Source organism: Nocardia sp. NPDC056064 (genome assembly GCF_042266925.1).
Lineage (GTDB): Bacteria > Actinomycetota > Actinomycetes > Mycobacteriales > Mycobacteriaceae > Nocardia.
Genome location: NZ_JBHJWO010000001.1, coordinates 4,799,112 through 4,815,065, shown reverse-complemented (window position 1 = coordinate 4,815,065; position 15,954 = coordinate 4,799,112). Strand labels below are relative to the sequence as shown.

General features: G+C 70.7%; 17 protein-coding genes. 2 read left to right on the top strand and 15 right to left on the bottom strand.

Translation table 11 applies throughout. The features are described from left to right. Nucleotides 1-54: 54 nt before the first annotated feature. Nucleotides 55-1,896, top strand: a complete 1,842-nt coding sequence (eccA, locus tag ACFC06_RS22295) for a type VII secretion AAA-ATPase EccA (RefSeq protein ID WP_375934320.1) — start codon at nucleotides 55-57, stop codon at nucleotides 1,894-1,896. A 44-nt stretch (nucleotides 1,897-1,940) separates the two neighbouring features. On the opposite strand, the gene eccB is transcribed toward eccA, so the two are convergent. Further along, nucleotides 1,941-3,449: a type VII secretion protein EccB gene (gene eccB / locus ACFC06_RS22290; protein WP_375934317.1), complete on the bottom strand. Its 1,509-nt coding sequence runs from the start codon at nucleotides 3,447-3,449 to the stop codon at nucleotides 1,941-1,943. Nucleotides 3,450-3,566: 117 nt separating this feature from the next. Here eccB and eccE point away from each other — a divergent pair, with 117 nt between their 5' ends. After that, on the top strand, nucleotides 3,567-5,306 hold the full coding sequence (gene eccE / locus ACFC06_RS22285) for a type VII secretion protein EccE (protein ID WP_375934314.1): 1,740 nt from the start codon (nucleotides 3,567-3,569) through the stop codon (nucleotides 5,304-5,306). Nucleotides 5,307-5,522: 216 nt separating this feature from the next. Here the strand turns inward: eccE and ACFC06_RS22280 are convergent, their stop codons facing one another. From ACFC06_RS22280 to ACFC06_RS22215, 14 genes are all read right to left on the bottom strand, one after another. Beyond that, complete coding sequence (locus ACFC06_RS22280; protein ID WP_375934311.1) at nucleotides 5,523-5,816, bottom strand: WXG100 family type VII secretion target; 294 nt, start codon at nucleotides 5,814-5,816, stop codon at nucleotides 5,523-5,525. A gap of 30 nt (nucleotides 5,817-5,846) precedes the next feature. Further along, a complete protein-coding gene (locus ACFC06_RS22275; RefSeq protein ID WP_336085347.1) occupies nucleotides 5,847-6,176 on the bottom strand; it encodes a WXG100 family type VII secretion target in 330 nt (109 codons plus the stop codon). Between the two features lie 42 nt (nucleotides 6,177-6,218). After that, nucleotides 6,219-7,010, bottom strand: coding sequence for an ESX secretion-associated protein EspG (locus tag ACFC06_RS22270; RefSeq protein ID WP_375934309.1), 792 nt, complete (start codon nucleotides 7,008-7,010; stop codon nucleotides 6,219-6,221). Continuing rightward, complete coding sequence (locus tag ACFC06_RS22265) at nucleotides 7,007-7,993, bottom strand: PPE domain-containing protein (protein ID WP_375934306.1); 987 nt, start codon at nucleotides 7,991-7,993, stop codon at nucleotides 7,007-7,009. Before ACFC06_RS22265 ends, ACFC06_RS22270 begins: the two co-directional genes overlap by 4 nt. After that, nucleotides 7,990-8,295, bottom strand: a complete 306-nt coding sequence (locus tag ACFC06_RS22260; protein ID WP_375934303.1) for a PE family protein — start codon at nucleotides 8,293-8,295, stop codon at nucleotides 7,990-7,992. Before ACFC06_RS22260 ends, ACFC06_RS22265 begins: the two co-directional genes overlap by 4 nt. Before the next feature lie 28 nt (nucleotides 8,296-8,323). Further along, complete coding sequence (locus ACFC06_RS22255) at nucleotides 8,324-9,661, bottom strand: hypothetical protein (protein ID WP_375934300.1); 1,338 nt, start codon at nucleotides 9,659-9,661, stop codon at nucleotides 8,324-8,326. Nucleotides 9,662-9,663: 2 nt separating this feature from the next. Beyond that, entirely contained in the window at nucleotides 9,664-9,975 is a 312-nt protein-coding gene (locus ACFC06_RS22250; protein WP_375934297.1) for a type VII secretion target, read from the bottom strand. A gap of 100 nt (nucleotides 9,976-10,075) precedes the next feature. Then, nucleotides 10,076-10,372 (bottom strand): YbaB/EbfC family nucleoid-associated protein, encoded by a 297-nt coding sequence (locus ACFC06_RS22245; RefSeq protein ID WP_375934294.1) that lies wholly within the window; start codon nucleotides 10,370-10,372, stop codon nucleotides 10,076-10,078. A 28-nt stretch (nucleotides 10,373-10,400) separates the two neighbouring features. Next, nucleotides 10,401-10,733: a hypothetical protein gene (locus tag ACFC06_RS22240; protein WP_375934291.1), complete on the bottom strand. Its 333-nt coding sequence runs from the start codon at nucleotides 10,731-10,733 to the stop codon at nucleotides 10,401-10,403. Between the two features lie 4 nt (nucleotides 10,734-10,737). Further along, complete coding sequence (locus ACFC06_RS22235) at nucleotides 10,738-11,520, bottom strand: ESX secretion-associated protein EspG (RefSeq protein WP_375934288.1); 783 nt, start codon at nucleotides 11,518-11,520, stop codon at nucleotides 10,738-10,740. Then, nucleotides 11,517-13,265, bottom strand: a complete 1,749-nt coding sequence (locus ACFC06_RS22230; RefSeq protein WP_375934285.1) for a hypothetical protein — start codon at nucleotides 13,263-13,265, stop codon at nucleotides 11,517-11,519. Before ACFC06_RS22230 ends, ACFC06_RS22235 begins: the two co-directional genes overlap by 4 nt. 177 nt (nucleotides 13,266-13,442) lie before the next feature. Further along, on the bottom strand, nucleotides 13,443-13,919 hold the full coding sequence (locus ACFC06_RS22225) for a YbaB/EbfC family nucleoid-associated protein (protein WP_375934282.1): 477 nt from the start codon (nucleotides 13,917-13,919) through the stop codon (nucleotides 13,443-13,445). A gap of 65 nt (nucleotides 13,920-13,984) precedes the next feature. Further along, complete coding sequence (locus tag ACFC06_RS22220; protein WP_375934279.1) at nucleotides 13,985-15,184, bottom strand: hypothetical protein; 1,200 nt, start codon at nucleotides 15,182-15,184, stop codon at nucleotides 13,985-13,987. A 14-nt stretch (nucleotides 15,185-15,198) separates the two neighbouring features. Then, nucleotides 15,199-15,942 (bottom strand): toxin-antitoxin system YwqK family antitoxin, encoded by a 744-nt coding sequence (locus tag ACFC06_RS22215; protein WP_375934276.1) that lies wholly within the window; start codon nucleotides 15,940-15,942, stop codon nucleotides 15,199-15,201. Between the last annotated feature and the right edge of the window lie 12 nt (nucleotides 15,943-15,954).

The following is a 15,954-nucleotide window of genomic DNA, read 5'->3' as shown; positions in this document are numbered from 1 at the left end:
GCCGGATTGAACAGCAGCTGTCCACCAGAGGAAGATTTCGGGGTCCGACACCACATGCCAGACATTCGCCAGGCCCAGCGCGCGTTCGACGCGGGCGTCCTCTCGCTCGGTCTGTCCATCGACGGTCAGGAATCCGCGCGCGACGAGGAGTACGCGAAGCTGGCCTTCCAGCGTGCGACCGAATGGGATTCGTCGATGTGTGACGCGTGGCTGGGCCGCGCGGCCGCGGGCGAGATCACCAAGGAGGTGCTGTTCAATCTGCACCGCACCAGCCTCGATTCGCTCGGCCGTGAACAGCGCAGGCTCGGCCTGGCGCCGCGGGCGATGGCCGGACGCTTCCTGCCCGGTCTCTACATCGACTATCCGCTGGCCGGGCTCACCGAGATCTGGCTGGCCTGGGCGAGTCAGCTGATCGCCGACAAGGACTACGACCAGGCCGAGCAGGTGCTCGACAAGCTGGCCGAACTGCGCGCCGGCCGCGCCGAGGACCCGGACAAGCAGATCGACGACCGGATCAGCGCCTACATCCGCGGCATCCTGCACTACAACACCCAGCGCTGGCCGGATGTGATGACGGTGCTGGCCGGTTCGGCGGACTGGAAGGACCCGTACCTGGCCACCGGCGCGAACGTGATGGTCGGCACGGCCTGCGCGCAGCTGGGCCTGTTCGGTGAGGCGATCCGGCGGATGGAACAGGCCGAGGCGGGCCCGATCCCGTCGGCGAAGTTCACCGCCATGTACAACCGCGGCCTGTGCCTGCGGGAATCGGGCAACGAGGCCGAGGCCCAGAAGCTGTTCGAGCAGGTCTACTCCCAGCTCCCCGATTTCGCCGCCAACACCTCGGCCATGCGCGACCGCACCTTCCGCATCGTGATCACCAGCCGCGAGGTGATCGACGCGCGCACCGACAAGTGGGACCCCACGTCGGCGCCGTCGCTGGCCGCGATGGACGAGGCCGCCGCCGAGGACCGCGCCAAGACCGTGCTCGCCGAGGCCCGCGCGCAACTGGACAAGCAGGTCGGCCTGGCCTCGGTGAAGAACCAGGTGGCCAAGCTGCAGTCCTCGGCGCAGCTGGCCAAGATCCGCGCGGGCAAGGGCCTGTCGAGCCAATCGCGCGGCCAGCACCTGGCTTTCACCGGTCCGCCCGGAACCGGCAAGACGACGATCGCACGAGTGGTCGCCAAGATCTACTGCGGTGTCGGGCTGCTCAAGACCGACAAGGTGGTCGAGGCCAAGCGCGTCGACTTCGTCAGCCAGAACCTCGGTGGCACCGCGATCAAGACCGAGAAGCTCATCGACAGCGCCATGGACGGCGTGCTGTTCATCGACGAGGCCTACACCCTGATCCAGACCGGCCTGTCCGGTGGTGACGCGTTCGGCCGCGAGGCGGTCGATACGCTGCTGGCGCGCATGGAGAACGACCGCGACCGGCTGGTGGTCATCATCGCCGGATACGACGGCGAGATCGACCGCCTGCTCACCGCCAACGACGGTCTGGCCTCGCGCTTCGCCAAGCGTCTGCAATTCCCCTCCTACACCGCCGAGGAACTGGGCCGCATCGGCGAGATCGTCGCGGGCGGACGCGATTCCCAGCTCGCGCCGGAGGCACTGACGACGTTGGTGCAGACCTGCCAGTACCTCTACGACCTGGAGAGCACCGACCAGAGCGGGCAGCCGCGCCGCGGTGTCGATCTGGCGGGCAACGGCCGGTTCATCCGCAATGTGATCGAGGCGGCCGAGGAGGAGCGCGAGTTCCGGCTGGCCAATACCGAGGGCATCGACCTGACCGAGGTCGACGACGATGTGCTCATGCGGATCGAGGATCCGGACATGCGGACCGCGCTGAGCGGAATCGTCGCCACGCTGAATGTGGGCCGGGCCCCCGGCCTCGACTGAGCCCGAAACCGTAGGGGCCGTGGGCGATCCGCCCACGGCCTCGCCTACTTGCTGGCGGAGGGCAGCGAATCGTAGCTGGTCAGCGCGTCTTTCGCGGACAGCGTCGGCCCGGGGACCAGCTGGCCGACCACCGACCAGGGCGCGAGCCGCGGCGTGGCGCCGAGGCCGAGCACCGCGGCGGTGGCGGCGTCGGGGATGCCGTAGCGAATGCCGTTGTCGGCCACATAGAACAGCGATTCACGGCGCAGGCTGCCCGGCTCGGCGCCGGTGACCTGCACGTATTCGCCGGTGCTCGGCGGCAGGTAGACCGCGTCCATCCGGTCGCCGGTGCCGTCGGAGCTGGCCAGGGCGACCGGTTTGGCCGCGTCCGGCAGCGGCAGGGTCATCCCGGCCAGCATCGTCACCGTGGCGCGCTCGCCGGGACCGTCCACCGACTTGCCCGGCGCGGCGGCCGCACCCGGGTTCTTGGCCCAGTGCACGCAGGCGACCGGGGCGTCCTCGGCGGACAGGATGCGCGGCGCGCGCTCGGGGAAGCCGTCGATCGGCAGGGTGTGCCGGATCGGCATCTGGTCGAGCGCGTCCGGGGCCAGCGCGGCGATCTCGCGCATACCGCGTGAGTCGGCATTGCGCAGCAGGTCGGCGGTGAACTCCGAGACCCGCTGCACGCCGTCGGCCAGCACCACGTACAGGGTTTCCGGGTCGGCGGCCCGCACGCCGCGCACCGAGATGATGCCGCCGATCGGCACATTCGACAGTTTGCCCGGGCCGGGTTCGCCCGCGCGGTCGATCGTGGGCACGGCCAGCGGCGGGGCCTGGGTGGTCGCGCCGAGCACCGCGCTGCCCATCGGGCGCGCCTGCTGATCGGTGAGGCCGAGAGTGCGCGAGACCACCGAGTTGGCCGGGTCGATCTCGGCCCTGGTGCCCCGGTGGACGAGGTAGGTCTTGTCGTCGCGGCGCACGAGCAGGGCGTCGTCGTCGGCCGTGACACCGATCCGCTCACCGGTCGCCAGCCCGCCGACGATGGCGGTGGTGGTCCCGCCCGTCGCACCGGACGCGCTGCCGGAGGCCGAGAGCTGGGTGGTCTCGCACAGCGTCCACTGCGAGCTCGCGCCCTGGCCGGAGCCGGGCATGGCCGCGGGGGCGCCGGGGATGCCGAGCAGCGGGCCGCGCGGCAGCGAGCCGAGCTTGTCGTCCTTCACCGATTTCGGGGTCTGCGCGTCACCGACGATCAACCGGGCCGAGGCCAGGTTGAGCACCGGATGCAGCGTCTTCTCGCCCTCTTTCGCCTCGACGACCACATACATGGCGCCGCTCTGCTTGCCGGTGACGATCAACGCGTCACCGATCGCGCCCTGTGGTTTGAGGAAACCCAGAATCGCCGCGCCCGCCACGATGATCAGCCCGAGCACCGCACCGACCATCATCGACCGGCTCTGCGAGCGCATCGGATCGTGCAACATGCGCACGTCGCGGCGGACCAGCGCGTGGTCGAGCCTGCGCAGCAGAAAACGATAACCATTGACCTGGGCTTTGGTTGTCAGCTGTGCCGGCACAGGAACTCCGTTGCTGCGTTGATCACCATCTCGTCGGACACGGTACCGTAAATCCGGAATTGTCCTTCACCATGAATCGACGGATGCCGAGCAGGGACAACGATTTTGAACAACGAAATGAACGCCGGGCGAACCGGCGGCGACAATGCCTATGACACACTGCGCGATCCGGAATTCTGGTTGTTCCGCATGTATCCGCTGCGGGCCTGTGTGCCGGTCGCGATTCTCGCGGCCGTGGTGGCGTGGGTGGTCCTGGCCACCACCGATTCCGGGTACGGGGCGCTCGGTGCCGCCGCGGCGGTGCTGCTGATCGGGCTGGTCCCGATCCGGCGCCGCCCGCCCGCGGTGCGGGTCGAGGGCTGGGTGGCGCGGCGGCTGCGCGCCCGCGCCGACACCCTCGACCGGGCCCCGGCCTTCGATGTCCCGCTGCCCGAGGGCGGCGGCTGCGGCGTGCGCTGGGACGGCGACCTGCTGCTCACCATGCTGCGGATCGACCCGCCCCCGGACACCCTCACCCTGCTGCGCCGCGGCGCGCTGAGCGCCGATCAGCTGCTGCCGCTGACCGAGGTCGCCCAGTGCCTGGACCAGTTCGACGTGGAGCTGGTGAGCATCGATGTGATCGCCACCGGCGCGCGCACCGCGGGCACCGGTGCGGCCGCGCACCTCTACGACCGCATCCTCGGCCCCCTGCCCGCCATCGCCCACCGCACCTGCTGGCTGGTGCTGCGGCTGGACCCGGTGGCCAACGCGGCAGCCGTGGACAAGCGCGGCGGCGGCGCCACCGGCGCCCTGCGCACCATGATCATCGCCACCCGCCGGGTCGCCAATCGCCTGGCCACCCAGGGCATCGACGCCGCCGTGCTCACCGCCACCGAGATGAACAGCGCGGTGCGCGAACTCTCGCACGGTTTCGACCCGCTGCGCCTGACCGAGTCCACCCACGGCCTCGAGTCCGAGTTCGGCAGGCACCTGACCCACTACCAGCTCACCGCGCCGATGATCAGCACCGCGGGCCTGGCCGAGATCTGGTCGCTGCCGACGCTGTCGACCACCGTCACCCTGCGCCTGCATCCCGGCGCGCGACGGGTCGGCCGCGCCGACGACAAGGCGGGCACGGTCGTGCTCAACGCCGTGGTCCGTTTCGATTCCCCCGCCCCCTACGACGAGGTCCCGATCGCCGGGCTGCGGGAACTGCCCGGCGGCCAGCGCCGAATCCTGCTCGACGCCTTGCCCATCGGCGCCGCCGAGGACCTGGGCGGCCGCGACGGCTACCGCGGCACCCTCACCGCGCTCACCGACATCGCCGTCCCCACCACCGGCTGCGGTCAGCTGATCGGCGCCGACGAACGCGGCCAGGGCATCGCCGTGCCGCTCATCGGCGCGGGCACCCGCCATGTCGACGTGATCGGCAATCTCGACCTGGCCCAGCAGGTGGTGCTGCGCGCCACCGCCCTCGGCGCCCACGCGGTGGTCCACACGACCCGCCCCCAGGCCTGGCACTCGATGGTCGCCAATCTGGCCACCCCACAGCTTCTCTCGATCGCGCCGCGCGCCGCCGGTGCCACACCCCAGACCCCACCCGGACCCCCACCGGCCCCCGCCGCTCCCTATCCGACGACCACGGTCCTGGTCTTCGACGGCATCGCCCCCACGAGCCATCTGGGTGGCGCGACGATCGTCGAGGTGCTCGCGACCGAACGCGATCCCGAGGCGATTCCCCCCGACGTCACCCTCGTCCAGGACCCCTACGCCCCCAACAGGATCACCGTCCGAACCGCCACGGGAAGTGCGACGGTTTCGATGGTGACGACTCCCGACGAAATGCACTACATCGGAGAATCCCTGGCAGCCCGCTGAATTCGGTCACCGCACAGCGAATGCCGGGCGTTCCCCGCATTCGCAACCACCCACGGGCCGACCTCGAGGAGGCCCCGCCCGCGCAGCGGGCGTAGCGGCCCGGCCCGAGGAAAAACGGGGCGTGACAAAGTGCCGCAGGCACAAGTCACGCCCCGTTTTTCATCGGGCCCCACAGGGGCCGCGCTCGAGCGCGCCAGCGCTCAAAAAACACAGCTCCTAAAAGTCAGCGAAGCCGTCGCCGACCTTGCCGTCGGCTTCGAGGGCGCGGTTGAGCGCCGACTCGACCTGGGCGGCCAGCTTGTCGAGCTTGTCGAGGGTGTCGGTCAGCTCGGTGGTGACGTTCTTGTGCGCGGTGTCGAAGTTCGCGATCGCGTTGTCACCCTGCAGGTTGTTGCGGAAATCCGAAGCGGCGCCTTCGAGTTCGTCGATCTCGCCCTTCATCTTCCCGCCGTAGGTCTGCAGGTCGCTGAACAGCTCGTTCATCGCCGCGGGATCGTAAAGAATGGTCATGAGCTCAGTTCCTGTTCGTGCGGGTACGCGTCAGAGGTTGGTGTAGGTGCCGCCGCCACCGGAGGCGCCGCCACCGGACAGCCCTGCGCCGTCCATGTTCACCAGGGTCGACTTACCGGTGTTGACGGCTTCGGTGAGCCGGTCGAACTTCTTGTTCAGCGCGTCGGCTTCGTCGTGCCAGGCCTGGGCGACCTTGACGAATTCGTCGGAGGCGTCACCCTTCCAGCCGCGCAGCACGGCCTGGGCCGCGTCGTCGATCTGGCCGACCGACGTGCGCAGGTTGTTGATGGTGCCTTCGAGCTTGGAGACGACGCCGTCTACGCCGCCTGCTTCTACACCTACTGGTCCCTGAGGGGGCATGTGCCGAACCTTTCCTAACTTGATGGTTGAAACGAGAGATGGCTAATCGGGCCGCCACCCCCCACCGGGAAGCCCCTCGAGGAGCGCACCGACCGCCTGGGTGAGGCGATGGTCGGTGCCCGGCGTGATGGTGGACCACACCTGCCCGTCGGGCGCCGTCATCGGCGCCACGACGATCCGGCCGCGCGCGGTGTCGTACACCGCGACCGCGCCAGGGGCCCGGGTGGTCAGCCCGTCGTGATGGACGGTGGCGACGATCTCGGTGTAGCCGTGACAGCTGCCGAAGGCCGCGCCGAGCACGGTCGCCTGGTGCGCGTCGATTCCGAGCGCGTACATCGCGTCCACGTAGTGGGAGGTGGTCTCGGCGGCGTCCAGGCGCGCGGCCAGCTCGTCGGCCGCGACGCTCACGCCCGCCACCTCGGCGGGCGGGCAGGCGGGCAGGGCGGCGAGCAGCAGGCGGGCGAGTTCGCGGTCGGAGCCGTCGATGGTGCTGGTGGTGATGTCGAACGCGGCGCCGGTGCGCACGGCGTTGGCGTGGCCTGCGCCGCGGCGGGCCAGGCAGACGCGGCGGCGGTCGTCGTCGCCGTAGCGGCGGGCGACGAGTTCGGCGTCGGGCTGGGCGAGGATGTACAGGGCGTCGGCCAGCTCGGGTTCCACATCGCCGTAGGCGTCGAATATCCCGGTCGCGGTGAGCTCGTCGACCGCGGCGTCGCGGGCCGCGCGCCAGGCCTCGAAGGTGTCCTGCTGGGGACCGACGCCCAGGACCAGCGGCAGGGTCTGCACGCCGAGCCGGTCGGCGACGGCCAGCAGCGAGTCGTTGGTGAGGGTGGTCATGGCCTGCCCTCCGCCGCGGCCGTGGTGGTGCCGGTCTGCGGGGCCGGTCGTTCGGCGACGCCGAGCACGGCGGGCGCGGCCTGGATCTCGCCCTCGGCGACGAGCTGGTCGGATTCCTCGTAGGCGATCCCGGCGCGGGGGAAGGCGCTGCCGCCGCTCTGGCCGCCCGCGCCGGCGCCCATGGCACCGGGGACGATCGGGGCGTGGCCGGTGGGGGTGTTCACCGGGGTGGCCTGCGGTGTCGTGGTGGTGACCGCGGCGGTGGACTGTACGAAAGTCGGTGCGCGGTACGCGGTTTGCACGGGCGCGGGCATCCCGGGCAGCATGCCGAGTCCTGCCGTGCCGAGGCCCGGCAGGGCGCCGGTGGCGGGCGCGCCGGGAGGTGTGGTCTCGGCCGCTTGTTCGCCTGTCAGCGCGGTTTCCGGTGCGATGGACGGTGGTGGGGCGTGCAGCCAGGGGGTGGCCAGGGGCTCGGTGGCGGCCTCGTAGCTGCGCATCACCCGGGAGGCGACGGCTTTGGCCACGTCGGCCTCGGTATCGGTCTGCGCGGCAATGGCTTTGATCGGCGCGCCGAGCGCGGCGCCGACCTGTTCGAGGGCCTGTTGCATCGCGGTGATGGCGGCGATGTCGGCGGTGGCGGGCATGGCCAGGGCCGCCACCTCGTAGGCGAGGACCTGGGCTTGCAGGCGCGCGGCATTGGCGGTCGCGGCGGCGGCCGTCTCGATGAGCCATTCGCGCAGCGTCGAGATGCGTTCCCACACTTGTTCACTGCGCCCGGAGGTCCAGGAACCGCGCAGGGTGTGCAGCACCTGCTCGTAGTCGAGCACGGCCGCGCCGAAGGCCGCGGCGAGCCGCGTCCAGGCGGCGGCCGCGTCGGCCATCGGCATCGGACCGGCACCGGAGGTGAGGTCGGTGGCGAGCTTCTCTGGCTCGCGCGCCTCCCACACCACTCCGGTGAAGCCGGGCTGCGGTGGTTCGATCATCGTCCGGTGAAGCCGCTGGTGTTGTCGGTCTCCATCTGGTCGAACTCGCTGACCTGCGCACGCAGGGTCGCGGCCAGCTTGCTCATCTCGTGCGCACCGGCCTCGGCGCCGGTCAGGTAGTCCTGGGCAACGCCGTTGGCGGTGGTCGCCGCCCGCGCGGACACCTCGTCGGTCCCCGCCGGTGCCACCTGCAGGGCGGGGGCGAGCGCGCTCAGTTCCGTGGTGAGCCGCTCGGCGATGCCGTCCAAGGCGGCCGCGGCCTTGCTCGCGGCGGTCGCGTCGAATTCGAAGCTGTTGGTCATGTGCCACTCCTGTCGTGCTGATCCCGCGTCACAGTGAGAGTTCTTTGTCCGGTGGCGCTTCGGTGGTCACCGTCTCGGCGGCACCCACCACGGGCGTCGCCACACCGGCGATCGGGCCGACGACTTCGTCGCCGTGGTTACCGGTCACCAGTTGCGAGTGCACGGCCTCGTTGCCGCCCCCGTCGACCGCGCGCGCCAGCGGTGCGCCCGCGCCCGCCGCGCCACCCATCGGCATGTAACCCGGTGAACCGCTGGCCGAGGCCGTGGTCGTGGCGGCGCCGCCGGAGGTGGTGCTCCCGCCCGCTCCGCCGAACGCGCCGGTGCTGGTGAGCCCGCCCGCGCGCCCGCCCTGCCACGGGCTCAGCGGCGTGGCGGCCGCGCCCGCGGCGCCGATCGCGCCGACGCCACCGATCGCACCGCCACCACCGCTCGCGCCGGTGAGCGCGTCGGCGGATTCCCCGGCGGTGAGTTCGGCGTCGGTGGTGGTCGTGTCGGTGGTCGTGGTGCTGGTGGACAGCGAACTCACCTGCTCGGCCAGCGTGCCGATCGAGGACACCGCGGTGCTCGCGGTGCTGATCAGCGGCGAGATCAAGCTCATCAGCTGACTCAGCGACTCGCTGCTCGCGTCGACCCCGCTGGGCGCGTTGGTGACCTCGACCTTCTCCCCCGCCTGCGCCATCTCGCCACTGCGCGCGACCATCTCGGCCTTGGTCTCGGCGGTGATCGCCAAGCCCTCGGCCATCGCCTCCATGGTCGCCGCGACCAGCACCGCCTGCCCGCCCGGCGTCGCCGCGTAGAGCGGGGCCAGCGCCAGCGTCGCCGAATAGCGCGCGATCACCGCGGCCATCTTGGCGCCGCCGACGGCCACATTGCCCGCCGCGTGGGTGAGCACCGCCTTCTCCTGGGTGCTCTGCGCGGCCAGCTTCGCGCCGTCGGACTGGGCCGCGGTCGCCTTGTTGGTGGCTTCCATCGCCGCGGCGCTCTGCCACAGCTGCATCACCGTCTGCAACGCGGTCGACCCGAGCGACATCGCGGTCTGCAACCCCGAGGTGATGGCCGAGAGCGCGTCGACCGGATTGGTCGAGGCGCCCGTGTCGGAGGTGGTTCCGCCGCCGAGGGACCCCGTGCCGAAGGCCGAGGCCAGCTGGGTGAGCGGCTGCATGAGCGCGCTCAGGTCGAGCGTCGGCAGCGGTGGCATGTCCGGCAGCTGGATGAACTCCGGCAGCGCGGGCAGCTGCGGCAGCCCCATCGTGCCGAGCACCTGACTCACCGGCTGATCCAGCATCGGCGCCAGCGAACTTCCGCGCAGCAGCTCGAGCACGGTCGGATCGACCGGCACCGCCGCGCTTCCCCCGGGATTCGTCATGACTACCGATCGACCGCGGCGATGCCCAGCTTGGACGCTCCGTCGGCGCCCTCGTAGGTGGCCGCGGCCTGGGTGGCGGTGAGCGCGGTCCCCGCGTGCACCGCGGCCAGCTCGGCCACCGAGGTGAGGTGATTGGCCTGCGCGTAGGCGAACGACAGCAGGAACTCCTGGCCGATCAGGCCGAACACCGGCACCGCGGCGGCCATCGTGGCCGCCTGGTCCACCGCGCCCGCCTGGGCCACCCCCGCCGCCATGGTGGCCGACGCACCCGCGTACGCGCGAACCGCTTCGGGAACTACCGCAACGTGATTCATGGCTATCGTCCAATCTCGAAACAGCCCATGGTGTTTCGCTACTCTATCTACCCGCTGGAAACCTGCACCATGCATATCGAGGGTGAAGTTCAGCTGAACCTCACGTGCCCGCCCGGTTGAAAGCGCTGACCAGCTCGGCGCGTTCGCCGAGCGCGCGATGCGCGGCGGCCCGTGCCGTCTCGACCAGAACGCGCTCGAAATCGGCGGGCGAGAGCTTGCCGACCGCGGCCGTGAATTCCAGCCCGACCAGCGCGCCCGCGCCGTCGACGGTGGCGGTCACCGCGCCGTCGGGCGAGGTCTCCTGCGCCCTGATGTCCTGGGTCGCCTCGTTGAGGTCCTGCAGCCGGTAGAGCTGCCCCTGCACCTTGGCGATCAGTTCGTCCATGGTCTCGACCATCGCCCCCTCCTCTCTGCTCGTCGGCTCGTCAGATCGAGCGCAGCCAGCTCTGCGGCTCGGTGTCGTATTCCTGCTCCTCGACGATCTCCGCCGCCGCCACCTCGGCCGCGGTCGGCAGCCCCGTCGCCGCCAGCAGCGCCGGGTCGAACCCGGCCTCCGCCAGCTGATTGCGCCGCGCCAGCCCCGCCCGCTTGGCCGATTTCCGGCACAGCCGCAGGATCTCGGCGGCCAGCTCGGCGGGGTCGCGCCGCAACTGATCGGCGTCCACGGTGACGCCCACCGGCAGCCCCTGCTCGGTGGTGCGCACGGAGATCGCGCCGGTGAGCGAGGCCGCGGTGAACTCGGTCGGGAACTGATCCATCGCGTTACGCCCGATCATCTCGGATGGCTCTGACAACTTCGGCGATCTGGCCGTTGATCAGCGAGACCAGCCTGCGCCGATCGGCGCCGACGGCCACCCTCGGTGAGCCCGGCACCAGCACGTAGCGGCCGTCGTCGGTCAGGTCGCGCCAGCCCAGCCGCAGCCGCACGACCCCGCGCGGCCCGAACCGCGACCAGCCCTGTTCGATGTCGATGAAGCCGTCGCGATCCAGGGCCGCCCGCTGGAAGGTCAGGGTCTGTACCGCGGCGTCGTCGTCGTAGTGCTGCACCAGCGAGCGGCCGTAGCTGTGGTCGAGTTCCTCGTCGGTGGGCTCGTCGAGCCGGATCTCCTGGCCGCGGCCCGCGGGCGCGGCGGGCAGCTGATCGGCGATCACGTCGCCGAGGGTGAGCGCGCCGTGGCGGGTGATCTCGAAACCGTCGGCGTGGTAGAGGGTCCGGCCGGGCCGCTGCCTCACCAGATAACCGACCTCGCCCTTGCGCACCGCGAGCATGCGCACCGACCAGGCCGGGTCGGTCAGGCGGGCACCGCCACCGTAGCCGCGCACGATCACGCGCAGGTCGGGCTGGGTGAGCACGTCGAGGAGTTCGTCCAGTTCGTGGCCGCACCGCTGCTTGATCTCGATCCAGGCCTGCCTGCGGGCGAACTCGGCCTCCTCGGCGTCGGCGGGCTCGCTGGTGTGGATGAACGGCTCGGGCATGTACTCGGCTTCCAGGCCGGTCCACAGCGCCTCGAACTCGTCGCCGGTGAATTCCCAGGTGGGCGTCACTGTTCCACCACCGGGCGCGCGACGATCGGCGCGTCACCGAGCGCTTCGTCGAGGTGTGCGGTCGAGTCGAGGTAGTCGGCGCGCTTGTGTTCCTTCTGCTGGCCCTGACCACCCGCGCCCGCGCCGCCCATCGGCGCCATCGGCATGCCGCCCATGGGCGAACCCGCGGTGGACGCGAGGCCGGCGCGCACGGCCGACTCCGCGCCGGTGGCGACCGAGGCGCGCGGGAACAGTTTCGAGGCACTGTCCAGGCTCGGCGAGAGGCCGCCGGGTCCCGCGCCCGCGCCACCGGCACCCGATCCGCCGCCGCCACCGCCGCCCTTGCTCGCCGCGCTGAGGGCCTTCTTGGCCTGGTCCTGTAGCGAGCTGAGCGCGGCCGAGGTCGGGATGCCCGCCAGGGAACTCTGATCGGCGGCGGAACTGGCCTGGTCCAGCGCGGACTGCGCGGCCGAACTCGCCTGCTCCAGTGCCGATTGCGCGGCGGAGGTCAGCTGATCCGCCGACGACGAACCGGTCGAGCTACTGCCGCCGTTGTCGCCGGTGCCACCGTTCTGGGTGCCGCCGTCCTTGCCCTTACCGGCGCCGGACTCCTGCTGTTGCAGCTGGGACAGGACCTTGTCGAACGCCCCGAGGGCCGAACCCGTGCTACCGCCCGAACCCGAGCCCGCACCCGATCCGGAGCCCGAACCCGAGCCCGACCCACTGCCGCTGCCGTTCCCGTTGCCGTTCCCGTTGCCACTGCCGTCGCCGGTGGTCGGCGCCGTCGGCTCGGGCAGCGTGGCGATATGGCTGGTGGTGCTGTTGACCCCCGGCACATAGACATTCCACATCACCTGTCGGCCGTTCTTGGCGCAGTTCTCCTTGTCGGTCTGCGCCTGCGTGCCATTGGGATCGGAGTAGCAGCGCGGCAGCATCAGCGCCGTGGCCAGCTGCCGCGAGGTGGCATCGAGCCACACCACCGAGTACTCGAGCGCCGACTTCACCTGCTCGACCTGATCCACCAGCACGCCGTTGCCGTCGTGATAGGCCGACATCGCCGACATGGCCTTGGTCGCGCCGCCGGGACTGGTCCAGCTCTTCTTGCTGGCCTGCACCTTGGCGTTCAGGTCGTCGAATCCGGTCTTCAACGAGGAGGCGAGCGTGCCCCAGAACAGCGCGTTGTGCGCGATATTGCCCGGCGAGGTCGCCAGCGACGCCCGGATCGTCTGGAGCTGGTCGTAGGTGAACCCGCTCGGGCTCTCGGCCTTCATGCCCGCCGGATCGAAGGTCTTGCCGTCGGCCAGGTTCTTGGGCAGGGTGACGGCGGTGCCTGCCTCGGGCAGCAGCCCGGTGGTGGGCGGGGGCGGGGGCAGCTTCATGCCCTCGGTCTTGCTCTTCTCGATCTCGGTGCGCAGCTGGTTCATGTCGACCGAGCTGTCGGATTCGGCGCCCTTGTAGTGGCGTGCCGCGTCCAGGAACGTGTTGCCGACGTCGTCGAGCACCGTTTCGTGTTTGCCGAGAATGGTTTTCAGCTGATCGGCTTTGGCCTCGAACTGCTTGGACAGCTGCTTACCCGACTCCAGCGAGGAGAAGTCCACCAGCTCGGCCACCGTATCGACCGACATCTTGACCGTGTTGACCCAGTACCGCGCGTTGGTGGCGGCCTCGACCAGGTCCGGCAACGCCGACGGCTCGAGCATCAGCGTGCCGTCCGCTGCCGCCGAACGCAGACCCGACCACTGTTGCTGCGCAGATGGTCCCGTCATGAAGTAGGCCCTCCCAGTCCGTACCGGCGTCGCCGGGCGCCTCGCCGGGCACCGCCATCACGACACCGCCGATTCGCACAGCTCGTTATCAATTCTAAGGGTTGCCGGATGAATCCCGCATGTACAGCGGCGATCTCACCGATGACCGTGCGGCGACCATCCACCGCCACGGCACGGTCACCAGCCGGAGTCGGTCGCGGTGCGCGGGCGGGCGACGGCGCCGTCGTCGGGCAGAGCCGAACCCGCTTCCCGCTCCGGCGAATTGGGCGGTGCCAGCGATGCCTCGACGGGCTGCGGAATCGCGAATCCGTCCATGTCGTCGACCAATTCGGTGATCTTGGGCAGGCGGGCCCGTTCGCGCTGCAACGGCGCCATCAGTTCCTGGGTGCGCCGCCCCACCTCGACCGCGGCCTGCTGCGCGGCCTCGGTGACGGCCTTGGCGATCTCGGTGTAGGTGAGGTCGTCGATGTCGGGGGTGAACTTCGTCTCGATCACTTTGTAATCGGCGTTGACGGTCACCGTGACCCGCTTGCGCACGGTGGCGCTGGCGACGATCTGCGCGCGGTCCCGCTGCACCTGCGCGATCGCCCGCATCTGCTCCTGGACGGTCTCGAGAATGTCCGCCATCTGTGCCTTGGCGTGCTCGTTGGCCATACCGTTCTCCCTTCGGTCAGCGAGCACACCACACCTGCCCCGGCCTCGCAACAGCGCGGCGGGGCTTACCCTTTCGCGAGCCCCGCGGTGTGCGTGCCGGTGAGCCCGGCCAGTGTCAGCTCGAACCAGGCCGCGTCGACGTGGTAGGTGTCCGCGGGAAAGACCCGGGTGAAGGTGTCCCTGGCGACGGCGGCCCGCTCGGCGGACTCGACCAGGCCGAGCACGGCGGCGCGGCGTTGTTCGGGCGCCGTGTCGCCGAGCAGACCGGTCAGCACCCGCACCACGGTCGCGGTGTCCCACATGCCCGGCACCGCGGCGGCGACCGCGTCGGCACCGGGCGAGGCGCCGCGATACCAGCGACCGCCCTCCCACCAGTAGCAGAAGGTGAGCAGCCCGTTGTCGGCCCGGCGATTGATCACCGGGGCGGCCACCCAGTCCGGCGCGCCGAGATACAGCTGCGGCGCGGGCGCGTCACGGTTGTAGACGGCGTCGAGTTCCGGTGCGTCCCAGACCCCGCCGGACAGGACCGCGCGATCACCGGGCAGCAGGCACAGCGTCGAACCACTGAACGACGACCCCTCGAAGACATGGAACGCGGGGGTCACCCGCGGACCCCACTTCGAGCCGACGGCGACGAAGGCCGCGGCGATCAGCGCCCACCGGCGGGCCATCGGTTCCAGCGCGGGGAACTCCACGTCCGGTGCCGAGCCGACCGCGTGCCTGCCCGCGGCGGTGTCGGCGCGCGCCTGCTCGGCGGCGGCCACCGGGCCCCGGATCTGGCGGTCGCCGTGACCGATGTAGGCGGCCAGCCAGACCGGCAGCCGCTCGCGCGGGTAGATCTCGATATCGGTGCGGTACACCGTCGGCGGGAACAGCTGGTCGTCGGGGAAGGGCTCGTCCCCGTAGTCGTAGTCGACGTCCATCCGGCCCGCGTTGGTGAGCGTGAGCAGGTAGCGCCACCACGGGCCGTCACCCAGCGAGGCGGACAGGTGCCGGTGCTCACGCAGCAGATCGAGCAGGTCCGGGCTCGGGAACACCCGGGCGAACCGGTCCTGTTCGTCGTGGAAGACGATCATCGACACCTCGGCCGCCGCGGTCATCGCGAACGACGCCTCGACCTTCGTCCACCCCGGCGGCCCGAGCGCCGCCACCGTTTTCGCGATGCGGTGGCTCAGCGCGGCGGCCTGCTCGGTCACACCGTTCTCGGCCACCGCCGTGGTGAGCGTGAAACCGACATCCGGCTCGCCGGTCAGCTCCTCAGCCAATGCACACTCCTTGCCTAGTCCCGGCTCCGGTCGTACTGCGCGATCAGGGCGCCGGTCTCGTCCCACAGCCGCCGGGTGAGCAGCGCGCCGTCCGGGGCGAAGACAGTTTCCTCTTTGCGGGCCCCGGTCGGGAACCACTCGCGCCAGGTACCCACCTGACGGCGGTCGGCGTATTCGCCGGTGTAGCGCGGGGTTCCGTCGAGGTACCAGCCCCGGACGGGCCCGTCGGGATAGCCGTCGGTGTAGCCGGCGACCTCGGTGATCGGGCTGCTCGGTGCGGCGCGGCGGAATTCCTGACCGGTGAACGGTTCGTCACCGCGGTAGCGGCGTTGTTCCTCGTCGTCCCAGCGCAATTCCTCGGCGGGGACGGCCGTGGCGGCGACGCCCTTGCGGGTGCGCTCGTCGGAGTATTCGACCAGCTCGCCGGCCGGGTCCCACACCGAGTGGGTCAGCAGCACGCCGTCGATGTCGTAGACGTCCTCGAGGCGGCGCGCGCCGTCGGGATACCACTCCTGCCAGGTGCCGACGGGGCGGTTGCGGTAGAACTCGCCGTTGTAGCGCATTGTGCCGTCGGGATACCAGCCGGTCCAGTCGCCGTCGCGTTCGCCGGCGTCGTAGCTCCAGTACTCGCGCCAGGTGCCGTCGGGATAGGACTGGGTCACCGCGCCGCTGTAGGGCTCACCCCGATACGACAGGGTGCCGGTCGCCGGGTCGATCTCCACATCCGGATCGTCCGGTTCGATCGGATCGTCACTCACCTGGAAAACCTC

Bases quoted from the DNA above. Each gene is read 5' to 3' on its own strand.
- ACFC06_RS22245 (WP_375934294.1), bottom strand. From the start codon at position 10,372: ATGGTCGAGACCATGGACGAACTGATCGCCAAGGTGCAGGGGCAGCTC.
- ACFC06_RS22260 (WP_375934303.1), bottom strand. From the start codon at position 8,295: ATGACCAACAGCTTCGAATTCGACGCGACCGCCGCGAGCAAGGCCGCG.
- ACFC06_RS22240 (WP_375934291.1), bottom strand. From the start codon at position 10,733: ATGGATCAGTTCCCGACCGAGTTCACCGCGGCCTCGCTCACCGGCGCG.
- ACFC06_RS22225 (WP_375934282.1), bottom strand. From the start codon at position 13,919: ATGGCCAACGAGCACGCCAAGGCACAGATGGCGGACATTCTCGAGACC.
- ACFC06_RS22230 (WP_375934285.1), bottom strand. From the start codon at position 13,265: ATGACGGGACCATCTGCGCAGCAACAGTGGTCGGGTCTGCGTTCGGCG.
- ACFC06_RS22255 (WP_375934300.1), bottom strand. From the start codon at position 9,661: ATGACGAATCCCGGGGGAAGCGCGGCGGTGCCGGTCGATCCGACCGTG.
- ACFC06_RS22250 (WP_375934297.1), bottom strand. From the start codon at position 9,975: ATGAATCACGTTGCGGTAGTTCCCGAAGCGGTTCGCGCGTACGCGGGT.
- ACFC06_RS22265 (WP_375934306.1), bottom strand. From the start codon at position 7,993: ATGATCGAACCACCGCAGCCCGGCTTCACCGGAGTGGTGTGGGAGGCG.
- ACFC06_RS22280 (WP_375934311.1), bottom strand. From the start codon at position 5,816: ATGACCATTCTTTACGATCCCGCGGCGATGAACGAGCTGTTCAGCGAC.
- ACFC06_RS22275 (WP_336085347.1), bottom strand. From the start codon at position 6,176: ATGCCCCCTCAGGGACCAGTAGGTGTAGAAGCAGGCGGCGTAGACGGC.
- eccA (WP_375934320.1), top strand. From the start codon at position 55: ATGCCAGACATTCGCCAGGCCCAGCGCGCGTTCGACGCGGGCGTCCTC.
- eccE (WP_375934314.1), top strand. From the start codon at position 3,567: ATGAACGCCGGGCGAACCGGCGGCGACAATGCCTATGACACACTGCGC.
- ACFC06_RS22270 (WP_375934309.1), bottom strand. From the start codon at position 7,010: ATGACCACCCTCACCAACGACTCGCTGCTGGCCGTCGCCGACCGGCTC.